Annotated in this window: 26 protein-coding genes; 17 read left to right on the forward strand and 9 right to left on the reverse strand. The window is 47.8% G+C overall.

The genetic code is table 11. The features are described from left to right. Window positions 1–196 precede the first annotated feature (196 nt). Window positions 197–1,021, forward strand: coding sequence for an NYN domain-containing protein (locus C7B65_RS14470; protein ID WP_073069771.1), 825 nt, complete (start codon window positions 197–199; stop codon window positions 1,019–1,021). Between the two features lie 84 nt (window positions 1,022–1,105). Here the strand turns inward: C7B65_RS14470 and C7B65_RS14475 are convergent, their stop codons facing one another. The 3 genes from C7B65_RS14475 to C7B65_RS14485 all read right to left on the reverse strand — a co-directional run bounded on the left by C7B65_RS14475 (window position 1,106) and on the right by C7B65_RS14485 (window position 3,429). Then, window positions 1,106–1,465, reverse strand: coding sequence for a ribulose bisphosphate carboxylase small subunit (locus C7B65_RS14475; protein ID WP_073069772.1), 360 nt, complete (start codon window positions 1,463–1,465; stop codon window positions 1,106–1,108). 35 nt (window positions 1,466–1,500) lie between these two features. Further along, window positions 1,501–1,914: a RuBisCO chaperone RbcX gene (rcbX, locus tag C7B65_RS14480; protein WP_073069773.1), complete on the reverse strand. Its 414-nt coding sequence runs from the start codon at window positions 1,912–1,914 to the stop codon at window positions 1,501–1,503. An 84-nt stretch (window positions 1,915–1,998) separates the two neighbouring features. Continuing rightward, the gene (locus C7B65_RS14485) at window positions 1,999–3,429 is read right to left on the reverse strand and encodes a form I ribulose bisphosphate carboxylase large subunit (RefSeq protein ID WP_073069774.1); all 1,431 of its coding nucleotides are present in this window, start codon (window positions 3,427–3,429) and stop codon (window positions 1,999–2,001) included. A 464-nt stretch (window positions 3,430–3,893) separates the two neighbouring features. Here C7B65_RS14485 and C7B65_RS14490 point away from each other — a divergent pair, with 464 nt between their 5' ends. The 11 genes from C7B65_RS14490 to C7B65_RS14540 all read left to right on the forward strand — a co-directional run bounded on the left by C7B65_RS14490 (window position 3,894) and on the right by C7B65_RS14540 (window position 10,338). After that, window positions 3,894–5,150, forward strand: a complete 1,257-nt coding sequence (locus C7B65_RS14490) for an AmpG family muropeptide MFS transporter (protein WP_073069775.1) — start codon at window positions 3,894–3,896, stop codon at window positions 5,148–5,150. A 106-nt stretch (window positions 5,151–5,256) separates the two neighbouring features. Then, window positions 5,257–5,505, forward strand: coding sequence for a hypothetical protein (locus C7B65_RS14495; protein ID WP_073069776.1), 249 nt, complete (start codon window positions 5,257–5,259; stop codon window positions 5,503–5,505). Between the two features lie 10 nt (window positions 5,506–5,515). Continuing rightward, window positions 5,516–6,016 carry a GNAT family N-acetyltransferase gene (locus tag C7B65_RS14500; protein ID WP_073069777.1) on the forward strand — a complete coding sequence of 167 codons (501 nt, stop codon included), beginning with the start codon at window positions 5,516–5,518 and terminating at the stop codon, window positions 6,014–6,016. Window positions 6,017–6,068: 52 nt separating this feature from the next. After that, the gene (locus C7B65_RS14505; RefSeq protein ID WP_073069778.1) at window positions 6,069–6,830 is read left to right on the forward strand and encodes a HEAT repeat domain-containing protein; all 762 of its coding nucleotides are present in this window, start codon (window positions 6,069–6,071) and stop codon (window positions 6,828–6,830) included. An 18-nt stretch (window positions 6,831–6,848) separates the two neighbouring features. Beyond that, the gene (gene leuD / locus C7B65_RS14510; RefSeq protein ID WP_073069779.1) at window positions 6,849–7,454 is read left to right on the forward strand and encodes a 3-isopropylmalate dehydratase small subunit; all 606 of its coding nucleotides are present in this window, start codon (window positions 6,849–6,851) and stop codon (window positions 7,452–7,454) included. A gap of 97 nt (window positions 7,455–7,551) precedes the next feature. Next, window positions 7,552–7,755: a type II toxin-antitoxin system HicB family antitoxin gene (locus C7B65_RS14515; RefSeq protein ID WP_219898549.1), complete on the forward strand. Its 204-nt coding sequence runs from the start codon at window positions 7,552–7,554 to the stop codon at window positions 7,753–7,755. A gap of 237 nt (window positions 7,756–7,992) precedes the next feature. Continuing rightward, complete coding sequence (locus C7B65_RS14520; protein WP_073069780.1) at window positions 7,993–8,463, forward strand: hypothetical protein; 471 nt, start codon at window positions 7,993–7,995, stop codon at window positions 8,461–8,463. Further along, window positions 8,460–9,068, forward strand: a complete 609-nt coding sequence (locus C7B65_RS14525) for a PIN domain-containing protein (protein WP_073069781.1) — start codon at window positions 8,460–8,462, stop codon at window positions 9,066–9,068. The genes C7B65_RS14520 and C7B65_RS14525 overlap by 4 nt, the downstream gene beginning before the upstream one ends. A 244-nt stretch (window positions 9,069–9,312) precedes the next feature. Then, a complete protein-coding gene (locus tag C7B65_RS14530; RefSeq protein ID WP_073069782.1) occupies window positions 9,313–9,585 on the forward strand; it encodes a hypothetical protein in 273 nt (90 codons plus the stop codon). Window positions 9,586–9,622: 37 nt separating this feature from the next. After that, window positions 9,623–9,925: a ribbon-helix-helix domain-containing protein gene (locus C7B65_RS14535; RefSeq protein ID WP_223257291.1), complete on the forward strand. Its 303-nt coding sequence runs from the start codon at window positions 9,623–9,625 to the stop codon at window positions 9,923–9,925. After that, window positions 9,922–10,338: a putative toxin-antitoxin system toxin component, PIN family gene (locus C7B65_RS14540; RefSeq protein WP_073069784.1), complete on the forward strand. Its 417-nt coding sequence runs from the start codon at window positions 9,922–9,924 to the stop codon at window positions 10,336–10,338. The genes C7B65_RS14535 and C7B65_RS14540 overlap by 4 nt, the downstream gene beginning before the upstream one ends. An 81-nt stretch (window positions 10,339–10,419) precedes the next feature. On the opposite strand, the gene C7B65_RS14545 is transcribed toward C7B65_RS14540, so the two are convergent. The 4 genes from C7B65_RS14545 to pdxH form a co-directional block, all read right to left on the reverse strand. Further along, window positions 10,420–10,884 carry a CYTH domain-containing protein gene (locus C7B65_RS14545; protein WP_073069785.1) on the reverse strand — a complete coding sequence of 155 codons (465 nt, stop codon included), beginning with the start codon at window positions 10,882–10,884 and terminating at the stop codon, window positions 10,420–10,422. Between the two features lie 2 nt (window positions 10,885–10,886). Beyond that, window positions 10,887–11,873, reverse strand: a complete 987-nt coding sequence (locus tag C7B65_RS14550; protein ID WP_073069786.1) for a carbohydrate kinase family protein — start codon at window positions 11,871–11,873, stop codon at window positions 10,887–10,889. Window positions 11,874–11,936: 63 nt separating this feature from the next. After that, a complete protein-coding gene (locus tag C7B65_RS14555) occupies window positions 11,937–12,317 on the reverse strand; it encodes a hypothetical protein (protein WP_073069787.1) in 381 nt (126 codons plus the stop codon). A gap of 311 nt (window positions 12,318–12,628) precedes the next feature. Next, window positions 12,629–13,270, reverse strand: a complete 642-nt coding sequence (gene pdxH / locus C7B65_RS14560; RefSeq protein ID WP_073069788.1) for a pyridoxamine 5'-phosphate oxidase — start codon at window positions 13,268–13,270, stop codon at window positions 12,629–12,631. A gap of 100 nt (window positions 13,271–13,370) precedes the next feature. Here pdxH and C7B65_RS14565 point away from each other — a divergent pair, with 100 nt between their 5' ends. Then, the gene (locus tag C7B65_RS14565) at window positions 13,371–14,402 is read left to right on the forward strand and encodes a glucokinase (RefSeq protein WP_073069789.1); all 1,032 of its coding nucleotides are present in this window, start codon (window positions 13,371–13,373) and stop codon (window positions 14,400–14,402) included. A 24-nt stretch (window positions 14,403–14,426) separates the two neighbouring features. Here C7B65_RS14565 and C7B65_RS14570 read toward each other — a convergent pair whose 3' ends face one another. Beyond that, window positions 14,427–15,746, reverse strand: a complete 1,320-nt coding sequence (locus tag C7B65_RS14570; RefSeq protein WP_073069790.1) for an ABC transporter substrate-binding protein — start codon at window positions 15,744–15,746, stop codon at window positions 14,427–14,429. Between the two features lie 147 nt (window positions 15,747–15,893). On the opposite strand from C7B65_RS14570, the gene C7B65_RS14575 reads away from it, so the two are divergent. The 4 genes from C7B65_RS14575 to C7B65_RS14590 all read left to right on the forward strand — a co-directional run bounded on the left by C7B65_RS14575 (window position 15,894) and on the right by C7B65_RS14590 (window position 19,918). Beyond that, a complete protein-coding gene (locus C7B65_RS14575; RefSeq protein ID WP_073069791.1) occupies window positions 15,894–17,144 on the forward strand; it encodes an ABC transporter substrate-binding protein in 1,251 nt (416 codons plus the stop codon). Window positions 17,145–17,149: 5 nt separating this feature from the next. Further along, a complete protein-coding gene (locus tag C7B65_RS14580) occupies window positions 17,150–18,052 on the forward strand; it encodes a carbohydrate ABC transporter permease (protein WP_073069792.1) in 903 nt (300 codons plus the stop codon). A 9-nt stretch (window positions 18,053–18,061) separates the two neighbouring features. Further along, complete coding sequence (locus C7B65_RS14585) at window positions 18,062–18,895, forward strand: carbohydrate ABC transporter permease (protein WP_073069793.1); 834 nt, start codon at window positions 18,062–18,064, stop codon at window positions 18,893–18,895. A gap of 216 nt (window positions 18,896–19,111) precedes the next feature. Then, window positions 19,112–19,918: a YebC/PmpR family DNA-binding transcriptional regulator gene (locus tag C7B65_RS14590; protein ID WP_073069794.1), complete on the forward strand. Its 807-nt coding sequence runs from the start codon at window positions 19,112–19,114 to the stop codon at window positions 19,916–19,918. Window positions 19,919–19,921: 3 nt separating this feature from the next. On the opposite strand, the gene C7B65_RS14595 is transcribed toward C7B65_RS14590, so the two are convergent. Continuing rightward, window positions 19,922–20,497 (reverse strand): hypothetical protein, encoded by a 576-nt coding sequence (locus C7B65_RS14595; RefSeq protein WP_073069795.1) that lies wholly within the window; start codon window positions 20,495–20,497, stop codon window positions 19,922–19,924. Window positions 20,498–20,627: the final 130 nt, after the last annotated feature.

Here is a 20,627-nt window from a genome sequence, read left to right on the forward strand (position 1 = left end):
AAGATGGGGAACAACCGATCGCCGACAGTATCCTGTTTTGGGCGTTCAGCAAGGCATTAGGCAAATGACACCTTCTTAGTCTTGCCATTTTGCCCCGATTTTTAACAGGTAGGTATAAAAAGAAATCTGACCGTAATCAGAAGTGATCTGTGGGTATTTATAGAGTGAGGAATTATTTTGACGATCAACAACCCGTATGGATAGTGAGATGTCGGCTAAAGGCAAGAGGCTTGCAGTACTGATTGATGCAGAAAACGCGAGTGCTGACTCGATCGAGGCACTTTTAAAAGAAGCGACCCAGTTCGGAACCGCCCACGTCAAGCGAATCTATGGGGATTGGACAAACGGACAACTCACAAATTGGAAAGCCAAGTTAAACAAACTTGCTATTCAACCGATTCAGCAATTTAGATATACGACGGGCAAAAATGCCACAGACAGCGCTCTGATTATTGACGCGATGGATTTGCTGTATACCCGCAACTTTGACGGATTTTGCATCGTTTCTAGTGACAGTGACTTCACTCGTCTAGCCAGTCGCATTCGAGAATCGGGGCTAGAAGTTTATGGATTCGGTGAGCAAAAAACGCCAGAAGCTTTTGTAAGTGCTTGCGACAAATTCATTTACACCGAAGGATTGAAGTTCTTAGAAAGCTGTGCCGAAAAGCAACAAAAAGAGCCTAAAAGCAGCATCTCTGATCCGATAAACACTAATAAACAACCTGCGAAAGAACTCCAAACTACGACTGAGCAGAGCTTGAAGATTGACAAAAAATTATTGAAGCTTTTGAAGAATGCTTACGAAGCGATCGTCGGAAAAGACGGGTGGGCAAGCTTAGGAACCCTGGGAGCGCAAATCAAAAAGCTTTGTCCAAGTTTCAACCATAAAAGCTACGGCTATAGCCAGCTTGGGAAACTATTGCAGGCAACCCAAGCTTTTGACTTCAAAGAAAATCCAAACCATAAGAATCCGAAAGTTAAGGATTTCCACGTCAGACACCGTACCGCAACTTCTGATTAGTTGAAGCCGATAGAAATTGTTTGAAGACATAAAAAGCGGGGTAGATGAGAACCTACCCCGCTTAAACCAATTAGCTAATCGAAATTAGTAACGGTAGCCACCGCTACCGCTGCTGTTATTGGCACTAGGCTTGTGAACGATAAAGCTCATCACCTGGCACTGCTTGATGTTGTCAAACGCAACGACGCGAATATAGCAACTAGAGTACTCAGAGCGACACTGTTGCACTTCGTTGAGGACTTCTTGAGGGCTGGTTGCATTAAACAGAGGCAACTTCCACATCGTCCAGTAGTAGGTTTCGGGTTCAGACGTTTCGTTGAACTCGATGCAAGGGAAATAACCTTGATCGATCGTGTACTGAATCTGACGCGCAATTTGAGCATCGGTCAGCGCAGGAAGAAACGAAAAAGTCTCGTAACGGCGCTCTTTTGGCAGAGTTTTCATGGATTTCCTCGATCGAAAGTTTTGCGTTTTTAAGGTTAGGGCGACTCGTCGTGAGCCTCTTCAGAATCGGAGGTTTCTAACGAGTCGATAGAAGAACTGGGAGCCGTTAGCTCTAATTGCGTGATCCGTTCTAACTGCTGCCGGCGTTGATCCATGTTGGCTTGCTGAATCGTCGATCGCAGCATTTCTGGCAGAGCCTCAGCGATCTCATTCGCAAGATGCTCTCTCACAGTCAAAATGCGGAATGCAAGATCCTGCCTTTCTCGAAAGAGTGCTTGCAAATAAGCTTCACCATCTTGAATTTTTTCTCGTGCAGAGAATTGATGCAGCCAGTAGGCGCGCTTTGGTTCAGTTTCATCCAACTGGGAAATCACCACCCGTACTGCCTGATAAGTCAGGTAGCTGGTCAGCGTCTTGGTCGTATCTTTCGCAATTCGCTTGAGATCCATGAGCGAAGTATTTTGGGTTCTAGATTTTAGATTTTAGATTAAACTTTAACGCTAAAATCTAAAACCCAAAGTTCAAACAGGTGATCAAACGGTATCGACAGCCTCGAACTCGAACTTGATTTCCTTCCACAGCTCACAAGCAGCGGCCAACTCAGGAGACCAACGGCACGCTTCACGAATGATGTCGCCGCCTTCACGCATCAGGTCACGACCTTCGTTCCGCGCTTGCACACACGCTTCGAGCGCGACGCGGTTTGCGGTTGCGCCAGGTGCATTACCCCAAGGGTGTCCTAGAGTTCCGCCACCAAATTGCAGGACAGAATCATCGCCGAAGATGTCAACCAACGCAGGCATGTGCCATACGTGGATACCACCCGAAGCGACTGCCATCACACCCGGCATTGAAGCCCAGTCTTGGGTGAAGTAGATACCGCGAGAAGGATCGCGCTCAATGTAGTTCTCACGCAGCAGATCGATGAAACCCAAGGTGATCGCTTTGTCGCCTTCGAGCTTACCGACGACAGTTCCGGTGTGAATGTGGTCGCCACCAGACATCCGCAAGCACTTCGCCAGAACGCGGAAGTGGATACCATGATTTTTCTGACGGTCAATCACAGCGTGCATCGCACGGTGAATGTGCAGCAAGACTCCGTTGTCGCGGCACCAGTGCGCCAAGGTTGTGTTGGCGGTGAAGCCAGCCGTCAAGAAGTCGTGCATGATGATGGGCATTTCGAGTTCTTTGGCATACTCGGCCCGCTTCAGCATTTCTTCGCACGTCGCGGCGGTACAGTTCAGGTAGTGACCTTTGATTTCTCCGGTTTCTGCCTGAGACTTGTGAATCGCGTCTGCCACAAACAGGAAGCGATCGCGCCAGCGTTGAAAGGGCTGAGAGTTAATGTTTTCGTCGTCTTTGGTGAAGTCCAAGCCACCGCGCAGACATTCGTAAACCGCACGTCCGTAGTTTTTAGCCGACAAACCAAGCTTCGGCTTGATGGTGCAACCCAGCATGGGGCGACCATATTTGTTGATTTTGTCGCGCTCAACCTGAATGCCGTGAGGAGGACCTTGGAAGGTCTTCAAGTAAGCAACGGGGATGCGAAGATCTTCTAGACGCAGCGCTTTCAGAGCTTTGAAACCAAACACGTTGCCGACGAGTGAGGTCAGCAGGTTGGTGACAGAGCCTTCTTCAAACAAATCTAGCGGATACGCGATGTAGGCAATAAACTGACTATCTTCACCTTTGACGGGTTCGATGTCGTAGCAACGTCCTTTGTAGCGATCGAGGTCGGTCAGCAGGTCTGTCCACACGGTCGTCCAGGTTCCCGTGGAGGATTCTGCGGCAACTGCGGCTGCGGCTTCTTCGGGGGGAACGCCAGGCTGAGGAGTCACCCGGAACGCTGCCAAAATATCCGTATCTTTAGGCGTGTAGTCTGGGGTGTAATAGGTTAGACGGTAATCTTGAACCCCAGCTTTATACCCAGCTTTCGCCTGGGTTTTCGTTTGAGCGTACGACATATCTCCCTTCCTGTTTAAATCGTCAAAATCTCAGCAAGCAGCACCAACAGCGCTCAGACAATCTGCCTGACCTACGTTTGGTAGTCCAACTTATGTACCTTACACCGATGGGGGATCGACTTTTCACATTTGATTCCAAAGTTTGAAATCAAGTTTTCAGCGTTGCCTCAATCGAATGTCTGATGGACATCTTCTTAAGGATGATATCAGGATTTTGATAAGCAATACTTGAGGAATTCTGTAGCACTAGATAAACGATCGTTATAGATTAAGTCTTTAATTATCGTTTTGTAACAGGGCCTTAAGCGAAGGGTTTCTAGAGGGCGATCGCCGAATCTCATCCTCGGCAGATTCAATTCTCATCAGAAACTCAACCCTTGTCGTGATGCAGTTGTGATCAGACAGGGCTGTGAGATGATGGCTAGAACGCATTTTGCGTCTGCTCGTCTCAAGAGGAGTTTCTTGTGAAACCGTCTTCATCTCCGCTGCAAGTCTTTCAGAGCCGCAAGATGGTGGCTCTTTTACTGTTGGGCTTCTCATCTGGGTTGCCGCTATATTTGACGAGCAAAACTTTGCAAGCGTGGATGACCGTCGAAGGCATCAAACTGAGCGCGATCGGGCTATTTAGCCTAGTTGGGTTGCCCTACTCACTTAAATTTCTCTGGTCCCCTTTTGTCGATCGCTTTGTGCCGCCTTTTTTAGGTCGCCGCCGAGGATGGATCGTCATCATGCAAGTCGGGTTGCTGGTGGCGATCGCGGCCATGTCGCTGCAAAATCCCAAACAATCGCTGCAACTGTTAGCGATCAATTCGCTGTTGATTGCTTTTCTCAGTGCCAGTCAAGACATTGCCTTTGATGCTTATCGCACCGATGTGTTAGATCCGCTTGAAATGGGCGCAGGGGCAGCCGTTGCGGTTTTAGGCTATCGAATTGCCCTGCTGGTTACGGGGTCACTGGCGCTGATTCTGGCAGATAAAACTTCTTGGCAAGGGGTTTATCTGTTGCTGTCTCTATTAATGGGAATTGGGATTCTCGCATCTTTCTGGGCACCCGAACCGAAACTGCAAACCCAGCCACCCGATTCCTTGCGCGAAGCAGTCACGCTGCCATTTATCGAATTTTTTCAGCGCTTGGGAAAGTTTCGAGGCAGTGCTGTCTTGGTGTTCATCGTGCTTTATAAACTGGGGGATGCTCTCGTCAACAACATGGCGCTGCCGTTCTTATTGCAGACGGGATTTACCCAAACCGATGTGGGTGCCATTCAGGGAGGCATGGGCTTATTGGCGACGATCGTCGGCGTTTTAGCTGGAGGAGCCGCTCTTAGCAAAATTGGGATCGCACGATCGCTCTGGGTGTTTGGCGGTTTGCAAGCAATTAGCAACCTGACCTACTTAATTTTGGCGCAGCTTGGCAAAAATTATCCGTTCATGGTGATTGCCATTAATATTGAGAACTTTTGTGCAGGATTAGGCACGGCTGCTTTTGTTGCCTTTTTGATGAGTCTTTGCAATCAACGCTTTTCGGCAACCCAATTTGCCCTACTCTCTAGTTTGATGGCGGTGAGTCGAGATATTTTGGTTGCTCCGGCTGGTCGCATCGTAGAAGTGACGGGCTGGACGTGGTTTTTTGTGATCACGATGATCGCTGCGTTGCCAGGGTTAATGCTTTTACCCATCTTTGCGCCTTGGAATGCTGACTCTACGCCTTTAGACGAGGTTTAAATTTTTCCATTTTAGAGGGATCAGGAGCGGTAGGATAAGATTAGAGATTTTTACAAATCTTGAGCTAATTTTTTAGAAAAATCCCTTCGTTGCGATCGCCCGTCCTATGGCTTTTCTTCGTCAGTATGTTGCCCCGCTGCTGGTGGTGCTGGTTTTCTTAGTTGCGTTGGTGGCAGTGAGTGCCCGAATCTTTCTTCCTTCAGATATGGCGGCACCTGCGCCGATCGAAGAAGTCAATCCGACCCGTGACAAGGCTCAGGCTCCCGTCTCAAACACAGTAGCTGGGTTGCCTCCCGCGCTGTCTGCCCTAATTAAAGGGTTGCCTGACGATCTCGCCCCATCTGAAAAGCTCTAATTACTCACTCGTGTCTAATCAGCTATCCCCTGATTATCGGTTGCAAGTGGGTTCGACGCTAGACAGGGCGCTGCTGGTGAAGTTTATGCAGCGCACTTATCAGGAGCTTTATCCAACCAGTGACTCTGCTCATTTGGCAGTGACGATCGAGCAATATTTCTCTAACCAAACGCCGATCTGGTGGGTTGAATCTAGTCACGGTATTGCTGCGGGAGGTCTGCCCTCTTCGCGCTCTGTGCAGCCGATCGCAGGTTTGTGGTTGGGTAATGCGATCGATCAGGCAAGTGGCGATCGCCATGCTCACATTTTTCTGCTTTATGTGATGCCACACCATCGACGCAGAGGCATCGGAGCAGCACTAGTGCGTCATGCTGAAGATTGGGCAAGAGAACGAGGCGATCGGCAGATTGGCTTACAGGTTTTTACCTCCAATCAGCCTGCTCTTCAGCTATACCAAGCATTAGGCTACCAAACTCAATCGTTGTGGATGGTCAAACAGTTAGAACCATGAGAAATTTTGAATTCAAAATTCTCTGGTCGCCTGGTGCGGTAAAGTTACAGATATGTATAGTGATGATGATTTGACCGTCTTGGATATCGACGCTGATTTAGCCGATCCGCTAGATCAGCTTCCTGCGATCGATGAAGATGAGTCAGAGGCACACAAGCCCAACCCCGATTTAATGCTGGCGATCCTTGACTCGCAGGATGTGCAGCAACGAATGCTGGCGACTAGGGCTTTTTGTGAACTGCAAGACGATCGCGCGATTCCTTATTTAATTCGCCTGCTGAATGATCCGTGCCCATTGGTGCGGGTGAGTGCAGCTTATGCTTTAGGGCGCAACCCTAGCGCCGATGCGGTCGAGCCACTCGTCAAGCAGTATGACGAAGATTGGAACGGTTACGTGCGTAAAGGCGTAGTCTGGGCATTGGGAAACTGCCACGATCGCCGTGCCCTGCATACGCTAATCACAGCAGTTAGAACAGACATTCCAGCCGTCAGACTGTGGGCAGCCAGTGCGCTGGCTCAGATGGCATCAGTGGGCTATGAAGCGGTAGTGGCAGCGGTGCCACCGCTGATTGAGTCTCTGAGACAAGATCCGGTGGCAGCAATTCGCAGTAATGCAGCTTGGGCACTGGGGCAACTTTGTCGAGAGCTACCCTCAAACGTAATTTATGCAACGGCGATCGATGCCCTGATTGAGTCATTTGCTGAAGATTCAGATGTGGGCGTGCGTGAAGATGCAAAATCTGCAATGCTCAAAGTGGGAGACACGCGCGGACTGCAAGTGATCGAAGAGTTAGAGCAAGAAGGGTTTCTATAAAGAGCGAACTAGTTAACTATGGTTAGTGAAGTTAAAACAGTCTCAGGACGCGGCATTCCCTTAGTGGGCAATGACATCGACACCGATCGGATCATTCCCGCTCGATTTTTGCGCTGCGTCACCTTTGATGGGCTAGGAGCCGACGTGTTTGCGGACGATCGCGCCCAATCCAATGGTCAACACGCCTTTGATCAACCGCAATATCAGGGTGCTAAAGTTCTCGTCGTCAATGGCAACTTTGGCTGCGGCTCCAGTCGCGAACATGCACCCCAAGCGATCGCTAAATGGGGAATTGGTGCGATCGTCGGTGAAAGCTTTGCTGAAATCTTTTTTGGCAACTGCGTCGTCATGGGCATTCCCTGTGTGACGGCTGACTCTGCCACAACCAAGCAATTGCAGGAAATGGTGACTGCCGATCCTCAAGTTGAGATCACGGTGGATCTGGAAGCAATGCAAGTGCGGTGCGGTGACTTTAGTGCCCCAATTTCGATGGGCCAAGGCTCTCGCATGATGCTGATGGCAGGTACTTGGGACGCGTGTGGTCAACTGGTTGCTCAGGGCGATCGGACTCGTGCCACTGCCGCAAATCTGCCCTATCTATCTTGGAGTAAACTCGCTTCTTAGGGCTTTTGGGAAGTTTATTTAGCGGGGCGATCTCATCAAAAATTGATTGTGCAGAAACTTTTTGATGAAAGGACGAGGACTCATGAGTTAATACAGCATGATTGTTCAATGGTCTGACGAAGATCAGCTTTTCCTGGTTACGATTCCAGAGTTTGCAGAGTATGTGGTGATGCCTTGCACTCATGACAAAACTCGTGAGGAAGCCATTCATAACGGCGAAGAAGTGATCGAAATGTACTTGGAGGCTTGGCAAGCAGAGGGTAAATCTATCCCTGAACCAAGGACGCTTCAGATTGCTTGATGATGGATGCGATCGCGGCAGCACAACATCTGGAAATCGCCGAAAAGCTTTCTGTTTGGTAGTTTTGGCTTACCTACAGGTTGTGACGCATATTGAAAAGCTATCTATCAATATTCAAGATTGATTTATTTTGCAGTACTAGCAGGTTACAGTTCGGCTGTTCTTATAGAGTCACTAAAAAGGCGGCATTTTGCGTCAGAATATTAGGTAGTGGGTTTTATAAACTGGGTTTTACTCATGACTGTCAAACTAAACCCTTCTGGTTGGGATCTTTCAGTCCATAGTCGTAACGGTCAACTCGTTCTTGTTGTTGAAGTTAAAAGTAAACTCAATACATCACCAGAATGGGCAGCAAGGCTTCGGCGAAACATTCTCGCACACGGAACTTTTCCAAAAGCTCCATATTTTCTGATGACTTTTCCTGACCGATTTTATTTATGGACTGATGCTCATCTTCAACTAGATCAGGTTCCACCCACTTACACAATTGATGCCTCCCCCATCCTTCAACCCTACTTTGAGCAGGTAGGGATAACGCCTGAACAAATTAGTGGACAAAGTTTTGAGTTAATCATCTCATCCTGGTTGCGAGAGATCATCTATGGTGAGAAACCTACTGAGACTATAGAACAATCTCAGGGATGGCTCATCGATTCAGGTTTATATGATGCTTTAACTGGAGGCAAGGTTAATGGGGCTGTTGCGTGAATATCTACGTTGAAACCAATTTTGTTTTAGAACTCGCTTTTCAGCAAGAACAATGTGCGAGTTGTGAGCAGATTTTAGAGCTTTGCAACGTAGGACTGGCGAAACTTATCATTCCGGCTTATAGTCTTGCAGAACCCCACGAAAAATTAAGTCGTCAGGCAAAGGGTCGTCGAGAGATACAACAGTTGCTAGATGGTGAGTTACGGCAGCTTTCACGTACAGCGTCCTACCAAAGCCGCATTAGAAGTGTCCAAGATATTGCGAGTTTGCTGGTGCAGAGTAATGAAGAAGAACGACAGCGATTCATTACTTACCGAGAACGGCTCTTGAACATTGGAGAAATTATTCCACTCACTGTTGAGATTCTATCTGAGGCAGCATTGTATGAAGCGCCCTATGACTTGAGGTCACAAGACGCTCTGATTTATGCTTCAGTAATTAGTCATTTACGCCAATATCAACCTCAATCGGCATGTTTTCTAAATCGAAACTCAAAAGACTTTGATAGTCCTGATATTGTGGATGAATTGCAAAGATTTAGTTGCAGAATGATTCCACGCTTTGATCACGGCTATAACTTTCTAAAATCTAACCTGCTAGCGTAGGAAACAGCAGCACAACAACACAGTGGAGCCGACGGTTAAGAGTCTTTTCGTCTATTGTTTCAGTCCACTCGCTGCCGCGCACTTCTATCGTTAATCTGCTTGAGTGGTAGATTGTGGCAGTGGTTGAAAAGTGGTTTGTTGGTATCAAGAATTTTGGTGATGTTAGTCAGCCAAGCAAGAAAATCGCGTAGAGTGAGATCGGTGTTAGCCTGAAAAGCAGCCCAGTTTTCTCAAATTTTTTCCTATGTCGTCCCCCGCGATTCATACCGTCGTCAAAATGCTGGGGTCTCTCCCCGCTGAGATTCAAGAGCGAGTTGCAGAGCATATTCGTGAGTATGTTAGCGATTTGCAAGACGAAGCACGTTGGGACGAATCCTTTCGGAAAACACAGGATAATTTTGTCGCTGCTGCCCGTCACGCAAAACAGGAAATTGCTGAGGGACAGGCAAGCGCGATGGATTATGAGCAGCGGTTCTGGATTGGAAGTCATGATAAGTACGAAAAGTTTTCTTCGTGAGTTGTTGATAGCCTAATCATTCCATTGCACCGATCGGATGGAGTTACAAATAAGATGCGATCGCCCTGAGGATGTCTCTGTCTTTGACGAGATATATTTGGGATATAGAGTAATCGGGCATGACTATATGGAAGACACTCTGACCATCACGCTGACTCCAGAACTCAAGGCAACTCTTGACAATCTCACCCATACTGAGGGCATTTCCCCAGAGACACTTGTTCAAAAAGCCGTTGAAGACTATCTGTTCATTCGTCAATTTCGAGCATTGCGTTCCCAACTGATGCAAAAGGCGCAGACTAACTATACAGATGACGATATTTTCGAGATGGTTTCATGAATTTGGTGCTGGATACCAATGTCCCCATCGCTGCTTTCCTCGCCAAAGGGTTTTGCCACACTCTGGTGGAACAATGTCTGCGTGTGCATTTTGTGATCACTTCAGAGTTTATTCTTAACGAATTGAGAGAAAAACTAATAGAGAAATTCAAGTTCTCTAATGAAGATGCTGCTGCCGTTGAAGCTCTCTTACGATCTAGGATGCAGATTGTTGACCCTACGACGTTAAAAAGTAACGTGTGTCGAGATCCTGACGATGACATGATTCTGGCGACAGCCCTTACAGGCGAAGCTGTTTGTATTATTACAGGCGATAAAGATTTGCTGACTCTGAAAAAGTTTGGCGCGATCGATATTCTGTCCCCTTCAGAATTTGAGGCTTATGAAGAGTTGTCTGGTGCTGACTTGGAGTGATCATTTCTCGTTAGCTCGTGAGATTCGATCGCCAAAGTCAACTTTAAGATGTGGATGCTGGATCTGTCGAATCGAAACCAATCACCATCGGTTAAAGGGATGGGTGACTAGATTGGAATTGTAGTATCGCGAATCGTGAGAAACGTCTTCCCCGATCCAGTCAGGTAGCTCGATCGCTTGGTCAGCATTCTCTAGCTCAACTTCTGCGATCACTAGCCCCTGATTTTCGCCTAAAAATTCGTCAACTTCCCAGGTCAGCCCGTTTAACTCAATCTTGTGGCGATATTTCTCAATCAAAGGCGACACGCAGAGAACGTTTAAGATCTCGTTCGCATCCTCTAGCGGAATTGGGTATTCAAACTCCGATCGGGCAGTTCCCTGAGTGGCTCCTTTGAGGGTAATAAAGGCTCGATCTCCTGCAACTCTGACGCGCACCGTTCGTTCTGGCTGAGTGGAAATGTAGCCCTGACGATAGAGCACTCCGGGGGCAAGATCGTGCCAAGAATCGTGGGTAACTAAAAACTTGCGTTCGATTTCAACGCCCATGTTTAGCCTCCTTGCTGCTGCAAATACAGAAAAGCATCCACTTCGGCGGCGGTGGGTTGGGCATCGATCGCGCCGAGTCTCGTCGTCGTCAACGCTCCCGCAGCACTGGCATAGCTGGCAACCTTTTTAGCCAGGTTAGGGTTCGCCAATTCTTGAATGCCATGCTGACAGAGTTGATGGACAAATCCTGCTACAAAGCTGTCTCCAGCCCCGGTCGTGTCTTCAACCTCGACGTTAAAGGCAGGCACTTTCCCTTCGTTTTCTCCTAAACAGTAAGCGCAACCCTTTTCACCTGCCGTCACTAAGACTCCTTCTAAGGTGCCAAGGCGATGAGCGATCGCGCCGGGGTCAGTGGTGCCAAACAGCCAATCGGCTTCTTCTTCTGCCAGTTTAAGAAAATCGACTCGTTTGATCAGGTCATGAATCATGGGCGAAGCCGCTTGAGAATCTGCCCAAAACACAGGTCGCCAGTTGACATCGAGTACGATTTTGACGAAAAACTGTTCACACAGTTCGAGGGCACGAGCGATCGCGGCTCGACTGTCCAAGTAGGCAAGTTCGAGCGTGCCCAATACCAAAAAATCGGCTGACTCAAACAGCGCTGGAGTTAGCTGCGCTGCTTGTAGATGCGTATCGGCAAACTCCGATGAGGGGCGCTTGCCGCCAAATGCCACAAAGCTCCGATCGCCCGACTCTGATCGCAACACCATCACTGTGCGCGTCGGAGCCGTCGGATGAGATTGAATGCCTGTCGTGTCAACCCCGATCGTTTGCAGCAACTCGACGAGCGATCGTCCAGGGTCGTCTTGCCCGACGCAGCCCACAAATGCTGACGGGGTGCCAAGCTTTGTCAAAGCACACGCCACATTTGCGGGGGCACCACCAGGGTAGGATGTCCACGACTCGACCGTTTCGAGCGATCGACCCGGCTGATCGGCGATGCAGTCAAATAAGATTTCGCCCAGACAAATAACACGAGGATGAGTCACAGTAAATTTCCTTGACTTGCCACTGTTAGTTTATGAGAACCTGCGCCGCGTAAAGTTTAAGATTCAAATCTGCCCGTCTCGACGACCTAATTCATAAATTCCGCAGCCTATACAGGCAAGAATGCCGACGCTGATTGCCCAACTTTTACCCAGGCTCACCTCGACTCCATAGCTGCACAAAGCGCCCACTGCCAGAAATGGAATGATGCTGAAAACAGACGCATAGAAAGCGTTTTGGGCTTCTCTCGCGGGGCGAGTCTTCTCAAATTCTTCCTCTGAGATGTAGAGCGATCGCTCTGCAAAGTTAAACCAGCGGTTGAGTTGCTCGATCACCCAGTCTCCGATCGGTGAAAACCCCAAATAGAGTGCCAGCGACCACAAGCCAACCCCCGCAATCACAGTGGCATCAATCGGAAATCTGAAGGGCCCAAGTTCGATCGACATGAAGGATAAACGTAAAGATACAAACGTAGGGATAGGGCACTGTCGTGTCCGTCAAGATTATTGTCTAGTTATCTTAACCAAAAGCAACGCCTCACGAAAGCCTAAAGCCGTTCAGAAATGGTCACTCTTTGTTAAGGTGACAACCGATCGAGCTTTTCGCTGCGGTTGCAAATCCGAGCTGCCCCCTAAATCCCCCAAAATTGGGGGACTTTGAACCTAAATTCTGGGCTTGAAGTCCCCCAGAATTGGGGGATTTAGGGGGCTGAAGCGCTGAAGAACGCAGCGAAAAAACTCGTCGAACTCACGTTTTGTTAAGGTGACAACCGATCGAGCATCCATTCCCCATTTTGCAACCGATAGCGGAGTCGATCGTGCAAGCGACTCGATCGCCCCTGCCAAAACTCGATCGCGATCGGCTTGACTCGAAACCCTCCCCAGTGTGGCGGACGGGGGATGTCTTGATTTTCGTACTGTGCCTTTAATTCTTCTAAGCGTTGTTCTAAAACATCGCGATTTGGAATCACCTGACTTTGCTCGGATGTCCAGGCACCGAGACGACTTGCGATCGGGCGACTATAAAAATAAGCATCGGATTCTTCGGCAGAAATTTTCTCGACACTGCCCACAATGCGGATTTGTCGCTCTAACTCTGTCCACAAAAACACGAGGGCAGCGTGAGGATTATCGAGCAGTTCTTGAGCTTTGTGGCTGTTGTAATTGGTGTAAAAAACAAACCCACGATCGTCAAAGCCTTTCAATAAGACAATCCTGGCAGACGGAATCCCTTCTTTGGTAGCAGTGGCAACGGTCATAGCATTAGGTTCGGGAAGCTCTGCCTCGACTGCCTGATCAAACCAGCGCTGAAACTGCACAAACGGATTTGGGTCAACCTCCGTTTCGTTGAGTTCTTCTAGGGTGTAGTCTTTTCTTAAGTCAGCGATCGGTGAATTCATGTCATCTTTGCTCAATCTCTTCTTGATTGTATTGGGGTCTGAAGCGCGTTGCAGTCATGTCTGAGGTTCGCTAAATTTCAGTTATTAGAGGAGTCGATTTATGACCATATTGCTGGCGGGAGACATTGGCGGAACGAAGACGATTTTGCGATTGGTCAAATCAGAAGACTCGTTGCATTCACTCTATGAAGTGCGATATCCCAGTCATGATTTTCCTGATTTGGTGCCGATGGTGCAGACCTTTCTGGCGGCTGCCAAGCAGGAATTGGGGCAAACCTTCTCGCCCGAAAAAGCGTGCTTTGCGATCGCTGGGCCTGTGGTTAACAACACCTCAAAGGTGACTAACGTTGGTTGGACTTTAGAAGCCGATCGGATGTCGCAAGTGTTGGCGATTCCTAAAATCTCTTTGATTAATGACTTTGAAGCGGTCGGCTATGGCGTGTTGGGCTTAAGCGAGTCAGATTTGCATGTGCTGCAAGTTGGACATCCTCAAGAAAAAGCCCCGATCGCCGTCTTGGGCGCAGGAACGGGATTAGGACAAGGATATCTCATCCATACGGGTGCTGACTATCAGGTGTTTGGCTCTGAAGGCGGACACGCGGATTTTGCACCGAGATCGGAGCTAGAGTTTCAGCTCTCTCGCTATTTGCTTGACAAACACAATATCGATCGCATTTCAGCCGAGCGAGTGGTATCGGGTCAGGGAGTGGTGGCGATTTATCAGTTTTTGCGCGATCGCCAATTTGCCACTGAGTCTCCTGAAGTGGGTGAAGTCGTCAGAGCGTGGGAATCTCAGGCAGGACGCGAGAAAACTGTTGATCCGGCGGCGGCGATCGCGAAGGCAGCCTTAGAAAATCGCGATCTCTTATCTGAAAAAACGATGCAAATGTTTGTCGAAGCCTACGGCGCTGAAGCGGGAAATTTAGCGCTAAAACTTCTCCCTTATGCAGGTTTATATATTGCAGGTGGCATCGCGGCGAAGATTCTGCCACTCATTCAAGAGGGCGGTTTTCTCAGCGCTTTTATTCACAAAGGTCGGATGGGTTCGATTCTAGAACGCATTCCGGTTCAGATTGTTCTCAATCCCCACGTTGGGCTAATTGGGGCAGGGCTGTGCGCGGCAAAGCTATAGCAGAGTTTGTTAGGCGGAGCCACTCTATTTGAAAATCAAATCTAGCCGTCGCTGTGAGGCGTTAAGCGCTTCTGCTGGAGAGTTTCGACCTAATAGAGTGGCTTCGATCGCGCGTCCCAAATTGTCTGAGATGCGATTATAGCCGGGAAAAATGGGGCGCGATCGTCCATATTTTGCCTGTTGCAAAAACACATCAACGGCAGGCTGTTGAGCTTTGAACTTCAGATAGTCTGGATTTTCACGAGATTTGAGATTGATGGGTAAATAGCCCGTTCCGATCGCCCATTCGGTTTGGAATTCGTCACTTATCACATATTCTGCAAACGTAAATGCAGCTCGTTCTCGCGCTGGAGTCGATTTAAACAAAAACAGATTTTCGCCGCCGATCGCCGTTGCGGGTCGTGCCCCGATCGGAATCGGCAACACTCCAAAATCAACGTTCGTCGATTGCAATTGTCCTAACGTCCACGGGCCGGAGATCTGCATTGCCACCTTTCCGGCAATAAAGCCGTCTAATTCATACCCGCGTTCTGGCTGCGAGAGAATTGCCGAACCATCTTGAATTAAATTTTGCCAGAGTTGAAGAGCGGCGATCGCGCCCTCGTTAACAATGTTTAACGCCTCGGTTCCCGCATTGGGTTGTCCAATCAATTCGCCGCCCCCGCTCCACATAAACGGCAGCCACGTAAACACACTCCATTCTCCTTTGCCGAGCGGAAGCACAATTCCGTGAGTGTCCACACGCCCGTCTCCGTCCGTGTCACGAGTCAGGCGCTTTGCCACTTGCCGAAAGTCTTCCCAGGTTTTAGGTAGTTCAGTGATTCCAGCCGCTTTAAACAGACTGGGACGATAGAAAATTCCGACATTATTGGTGCTGAAGGGAATTGACCAGACGTGTCCCTCAAAAGTCATTGTGTCAAAAAGGGCGCGATCGAGTTGAGGTTTCAACGGCGAAGCGGATAGAAAATCGTCTAGCGATCGGAGAGCATCCAATTCGACGAGTTGCCCGGTCAACATGGGCGCAAACCACAGCATATCAGGGGCGGCGTTGCCCACCACGGCTGAGAGAATTTTAGGCATCTGCTGATCGCCCTGCCCCACATAAAGCGACTCAACCTGAATGTCTGGGTGCTGCTGGTTAAATTTATCGACCAGTTTTTGCAGAACGTCTCGGTTAGGTGGCGGGTTGACTCCTTGCCAGAGCGTTAACTGAGTCACATTGGACGATCGGGCTTGTGGTTGACACCCAATCAGCAAAAGGCTGAGACACAGCGCGATCAACCCAGACAGGCGTTGCCGAAAATTTTGCTTCCTTAAAAACCCTTCTAATCGTTGCAAAATCATTTAGCGTTGCTCCGTCGTCTTTGCGATTCTGGAAGTCATTATCTCAACTTGAAACACTTTTGTTCTAAAGTCTGTCTTATGGGAGTCAGGTTCAGATCTATCAGCCTTGATAATGCTCATTAGACACAATTTTTTAAAGATTTCTATATGAAAAAGCTGCTTTCCAGTTTGGCATTTTCAGCTTTACTTTTGTTAACAACTGCGTGTCGTTCTCGTGATCAAAATGAGGGAACGATCGAGATTACGCTCAGTGGTTGGCAGAGTAACCCGATCGAGTCTCAACTTCTAGAAAAAGTGATTGACCAATTTGAAGCTAAATATCCAAATATTAAGGTTAAGCATGAAGTGATTAACAGCCAATATATGGATGTGATCAAAACTCGCTTAATCGGAGATGTTGCCCCTGATGTGTTTTATTTAGATGCATTTGAGGCTCCTTTATTGATGAAATTTGAAGTACTGGAACCTCTCAATTCATATATTAAGCCTGAGTTTAATATATCTGATTTTGAGCCAACATTAATCAATGCCTTTAAGCGTAATGAAAAAATCTATGGCATTCCAAAAGATTTCTCTACGCTGGCTCTTTTCTATGACCAAACAGCATTCGCCAAAGCAGATATTAAGCAGCCTCCTAAAACCTGGAATGAGTTAATTCAATATTCAAAAAAACTGACGCGATCTGAGCCTGACGGAAAACCAAACCGATATGGATTTGGAATTACCCCAGAGTTGCCTCGGCAGCAGTTTATCATTCAGGCATTTGGCGGAAAATTGGTCGATCGCAATAATTATGCAGCCTTCGCCACGCCAGAAAGTTTAAAGGGTTTACAACTCGTGATTGAGCAATATCGGCGCGATCGCTCATCGGCTCAACCGTCAGATGTGGGGGCAAGCTCAGGTGACGATATGCTGGGGCAAGGCAGAGTGGCGATGCTACTTTCAGGGGCGTGGAGCATTCCTTACTTCAAAGAAACGTTCCCAAATCTGAAGTTTGCCACCGCAGAAGTGCCGACGATTAATGGGCGAAAAGGCACGATGGCTTATACCGTTGCTTATGTGATGAATCGTAAATCAACCCATAAAGAAGCTGCCTGGAAACTGATCGAATATTTAACCAGTGAAGCGGTGATGAAAACATCAGGAAATCAAGGATTTGCTTTACCGTCTCGGCGATCGGTTTTAGCAGAATTGCAGTCCGATCGCACCTCTCTTTATGCTCCATTAATTGCCGGAGCAAAGTATGCAACTACCTGGCAAGCCGGAGAGACACTCCCCACAATTTTGACAAACTTTGATAATCAATTTGTGAGCGCTTTAATCGGTCAGCAATCGCTTAAAGATGCAATGCAAAAAGCTCAAGACACTGCAAATCGAGAAATTTATTTATCCAATTAGTCGATATGCTGAATAAAACGCTTTGGAATAAACGAAGTACACGAGAAACGCTGTCGGGTTATCTATTTATGACTCCGGCGATCGTCGTTCTAGGAATCTTTTTGATTATTCCTGTTATTTTTACGATCGTGCTTGCTTTCTACCGAGTTCAGCTTTTGGGTGAAATCAGCTTTCGATTCGCGGGGTTCAAAAACTTTGTGCGGATGGGATCTGATGAACGAGTTTGGATTGCGCTGCAAAACACCGTTGAATATGTCGCGATCGTAGTCCCCATTCAAACGATTTTAGCGATTGTTTTAGCACTCATTCTTAACACTCAAATCAAAGGAAAAAGCTGGTTTCGAGTCGCGTTTTTTCTCCCTACCGTCACATCATCAGCCGTTCTGACATTGATCTTTATGTGGATCTACAATACAAACGGTTTGCTCAATAGTTTCCTGAGTTTTTTAAGACTTCCTACTTACAATTGGTTGGGCGATCCAGATGTTGCGCTCAAAGGCATCATGCTAATGAATATTTGGGCAACCGCTCCGCTTTTTATGGTGATTTATTTAGCAGCCTTGCAGGATATTCCAGAGAGTTTATATGAGGCAGCCTCGATCGATGGAGCAACCCCGTGGGAGAAATTTTGGTGTATTACGCTCCCATTTCTTAAACCCGTGACATTCTTTGTGATCGTGATGGGAATCATTGGTACTTTTCAGTTATTTGATCAGTCCTATATTTTCTCAGGCGGATCAGGAGGCCCTAATAACGCAACCCTGACAATCGTGCTTCTGATCTATCAATATGCCTTCAAAAATCTTGATATGGGATACGCTCTAGCCTTAACTCTAATGTTGGCACTCGTGATTATGACCGTGACGCTAATTCAACGCAGTTTGTTTAAAGAAGAATCATTTGATTAAAGGTGAAACATGATTGCAAAATCGGCTCGATCGTGGGTATGGCTTCTTTACATAGCGCTTGCTGTCTATGCTTTTATTACGTTTATTCCGTTTGCTTGGGCACTGTCTGCCTCATTCAAATCATTGCCAGAGATTTCATCAGGAGGGACAAATTTTATTCCCAAAGCCTTCACGTTAGATAATTACAAAACCATCTTTTTACAAGAACCTTTATTTGGAAGATGGTTAATCAATAGCATCATCATCGCCGTAACAGTCACCCTTTTTAACTTGCTATTTAACTCAATGGCAGGCTACGCGCTCGCTAGAATCACATTTCCTGGCAAGCAGTTTTTGTTTTTTCTAGTTTTGGCTGTCTTAGTCGTGCCCGGACAAATCACTCTCTTGCCCAAATTCTTAATTCTTAAGTCTTTAGGTTGGCTGAATTCTTATCAAGGTCTAATTGCACCTGCGATCGTAAATGCCACTTTCATCTTTATGATGCGACAATTTTTTCTCAACTTTCCCAAAGAGTTAGAAGAAGCCGCCGCACTGGATGGATTAAATCGATTTGAAACCTTTTTTCAGGTCGTGATGCCGCTAGCAAAACCTGCACTGGCAGCTCAAACAATTTTTATTTTTATGGGTTCTTGGAATGAATTTTTATTGCCCTTAGTGGTTATGTCTAATCCAGAAATGTTTACCCTTCCTTTGGGGCTAAATGCGTTTAAAGGGCAATATGTCACCTACTGGAATTACATCATGGCAGCTTCAATGATTTTTACGCTTCCGGCTTTGGCAATCTACGCCTTTTTTAACCGTTACTTTATTCAAGGAGTCACCTTCACAGGCGGCAAAGGTTGAAAAAACTCTGCGATCGCTTAGATTAAATATTGACGTTGCTGAATGCAAATATGAATTGCCCCCCTAGCCCCCCAAGTTTGAGGGGAACCAGAATCTTAAAGTCCCCCCAATTTTGGGGGATTTAGGGGGCGAAAGGATTCAGCCTTGATAGACAGATTCATACTTCAATTCAGCAACGCCTAAATATCTACAGTTAGCATCTATTCTCATTCCAATATGGCAGGACATAGTAAGTGGGCGAATATTAAGCGCCAAAAAGCACGAGTTGATGCCGTCAAAGGCAAAGTCTTCACCAAAATCTCGCGAGAAATCATCGTTGCGGCTCGAAGTGGCGTTCCCGACCCGGCAGCAAATTTTCAGCTTCGCACCGCGATCGAGAAAGCCAAAGCCGCTAGCATTCCCGCCGACAACATCGATCGAGCGATCGCCAAAGGTGCAGGCAGAGGCGCAGACAACGTTGAGCTAGAAGCCATTCGCTATGAGGGTTATGGCTCTGGCGGAGTGGCGGTCTTAATCGAAGCGCTCACCGACAATCGCAACCGCACCGCCGCCACACTCAGAGAAGCGTTTAGCAAAAACGGCGGCAACTTAGGCGAATCTGGGTGCGTCGGCTGGATGTTTGAGCAAAAGGGCTTGGTTGAAGTGGTGATGACAACTTCACAAGTCAAACGGGGACGCAACCGCACACTGGACGACGCGGTAAACGAAGAAGAATTTCTAGACGTTTGTCTTGAAGGCGGTGCCGAAACCTACGAGCTAATCGACACCGAAGACGGAACAGTTGCCGAAGTTTTGACCGAAGTAGAAAACCTGGAAGCGTTGAGCCAAACGCTCAAAAACAAATATACCGTCAGCTTGGTTGACTTGCGCTGGATTCCGACTACCACGATCGAGGTCGATCACCCCGATCGCGCCCGCTCTATCCTCAAACTCATGGATGCTCTAGAAGATCTCGACGACGTGCAAACCGTCACCGCTAACTTTGAGATGACGGCTGATCTGATGGCTTCCACCTTCGCTTAAAAATTATTGGGTCAGGGTGGTTGCTGTCCAAATCGTCCAGATGTCGATCGTCAAGAGCAACAGCGTCAAGCCCAACAGAATGATATACATCCAAGGTTGAGCCAGCGGTTTCACGTCTCTCATGTCGAGTCCGGTTTCTGCCTCGACTCGTCGGACTAGCCGCGCAAATCCAGCGACGCGCATCGGCAATAGATAGCCCTGCCCTGACTGGCTGAGAAAATAGTAGACCAGTCCGCCCTGACCTGTCGATCGTGGCTTCAGCGCTTTAACTTCTGCCCAAGGCAACTGCCACCCCTTACGAAAAAATTTCGGCACCCATCGCGGATAAGTCACCTGAATTCCTTGCTCATTCACAATGACCCGTTCACACAACACGGCATAGAGTCCGATCGCTCCCAAGGCAATGCCCACCCACAGCAAATTAGGCGGAACTGGAGATTTCGTCACCTCCGAGAGAAACGGCAGCGGAGTCGTTAGCGCTCCATAAAGACTCAGCAACGTGATGCGAATCAGGGGAGAAATCCGAAAGATGTCTTCTTTAATTGCAGCTTCTGAATCAGTTACAGGGTCTAGTGTCATCTAAATTCTCACAAGTGCGGTGGGCAAAAGTCAGGTTGGCAATCCTACATTATTGGGCAACAGAAAAGATTTTAGGCGTTGCAGAATGCGGAAATGAAATAGCTATAGGGGTAGCGCCCCCGTGCCTGAC

The organism is Phormidesmis priestleyi ULC007, assembly GCF_003003695.1.
Taxonomy (GTDB): Bacteria; Cyanobacteriota; Cyanobacteriia; order Leptolyngbyales; family Leptolyngbyaceae; genus Phormidesmis_A; species Phormidesmis_A priestleyi_A.

Bases quoted from the DNA above. Each gene is read 5' to 3' on its own strand.
- C7B65_RS14470 (WP_073069771.1), top strand. From the start codon at position 197: ATGGATAGTGAGATGTCGGCTAAAGGCAAGAGGCTTGCAGTACTGATT.
- C7B65_RS14475 (WP_073069772.1), bottom strand. From the start codon at position 1,465: ATGAAAACTCTGCCAAAAGAGCGCCGTTACGAGACTTTTTCGTTTCTT.
- rcbX (WP_073069773.1), bottom strand. From the start codon at position 1,914: ATGGATCTCAAGCGAATTGCGAAAGATACGACCAAGACGCTGACCAGC.
- C7B65_RS14485 (WP_073069774.1), bottom strand. From the start codon at position 3,429: ATGTCGTACGCTCAAACGAAAACCCAGGCGAAAGCTGGGTATAAAGCT.
- C7B65_RS14495 (WP_073069776.1), top strand. From the start codon at position 5,257: ATGGCTTTTCTTCGTCAGTATGTTGCCCCGCTGCTGGTGGTGCTGGTT.
- C7B65_RS14505 (WP_073069778.1), top strand. From the start codon at position 6,069: ATGTATAGTGATGATGATTTGACCGTCTTGGATATCGACGCTGATTTA.
- leuD (WP_073069779.1), top strand. From the start codon at position 6,849: ATGGTTAGTGAAGTTAAAACAGTCTCAGGACGCGGCATTCCCTTAGTG.
- C7B65_RS14515 (WP_219898549.1), top strand. From the start codon at position 7,552: ATGATTGTTCAATGGTCTGACGAAGATCAGCTTTTCCTGGTTACGATT.
- C7B65_RS14520 (WP_073069780.1), top strand. From the start codon at position 7,993: ATGACTGTCAAACTAAACCCTTCTGGTTGGGATCTTTCAGTCCATAGT.
- C7B65_RS14530 (WP_073069782.1), top strand. From the start codon at position 9,313: ATGTCGTCCCCCGCGATTCATACCGTCGTCAAAATGCTGGGGTCTCTC.
- C7B65_RS14535 (WP_223257291.1), top strand. From the start codon at position 9,623: ATGGAGTTACAAATAAGATGCGATCGCCCTGAGGATGTCTCTGTCTTT.
- C7B65_RS14540 (WP_073069784.1), top strand. From the start codon at position 9,922: ATGAATTTGGTGCTGGATACCAATGTCCCCATCGCTGCTTTCCTCGCC.
- C7B65_RS14545 (WP_073069785.1), bottom strand. From the start codon at position 10,884: ATGGGCGTTGAAATCGAACGCAAGTTTTTAGTTACCCACGATTCTTGG.
- C7B65_RS14555 (WP_073069787.1), bottom strand. From the start codon at position 12,317: ATGTCGATCGAACTTGGGCCCTTCAGATTTCCGATTGATGCCACTGTG.
- pdxH (WP_073069788.1), bottom strand. From the start codon at position 13,270: ATGAATTCACCGATCGCTGACTTAAGAAAAGACTACACCCTAGAAGAA.
- C7B65_RS14565 (WP_073069789.1), top strand. From the start codon at position 13,371: ATGACCATATTGCTGGCGGGAGACATTGGCGGAACGAAGACGATTTTG.
- C7B65_RS14570 (WP_073069790.1), bottom strand. From the start codon at position 15,746: ATGATTTTGCAACGATTAGAAGGGTTTTTAAGGAAGCAAAATTTTCGG.
- C7B65_RS14575 (WP_073069791.1), top strand. From the start codon at position 15,894: ATGAAAAAGCTGCTTTCCAGTTTGGCATTTTCAGCTTTACTTTTGTTA.
- C7B65_RS14580 (WP_073069792.1), top strand. From the start codon at position 17,150: ATGCTGAATAAAACGCTTTGGAATAAACGAAGTACACGAGAAACGCTG.
- C7B65_RS14585 (WP_073069793.1), top strand. From the start codon at position 18,062: ATGATTGCAAAATCGGCTCGATCGTGGGTATGGCTTCTTTACATAGCG.
- C7B65_RS14590 (WP_073069794.1), top strand. From the start codon at position 19,112: ATGGCAGGACATAGTAAGTGGGCGAATATTAAGCGCCAAAAAGCACGA.
- C7B65_RS14595 (WP_073069795.1), bottom strand. From the start codon at position 20,497: ATGACACTAGACCCTGTAACTGATTCAGAAGCTGCAATTAAAGAAGAC.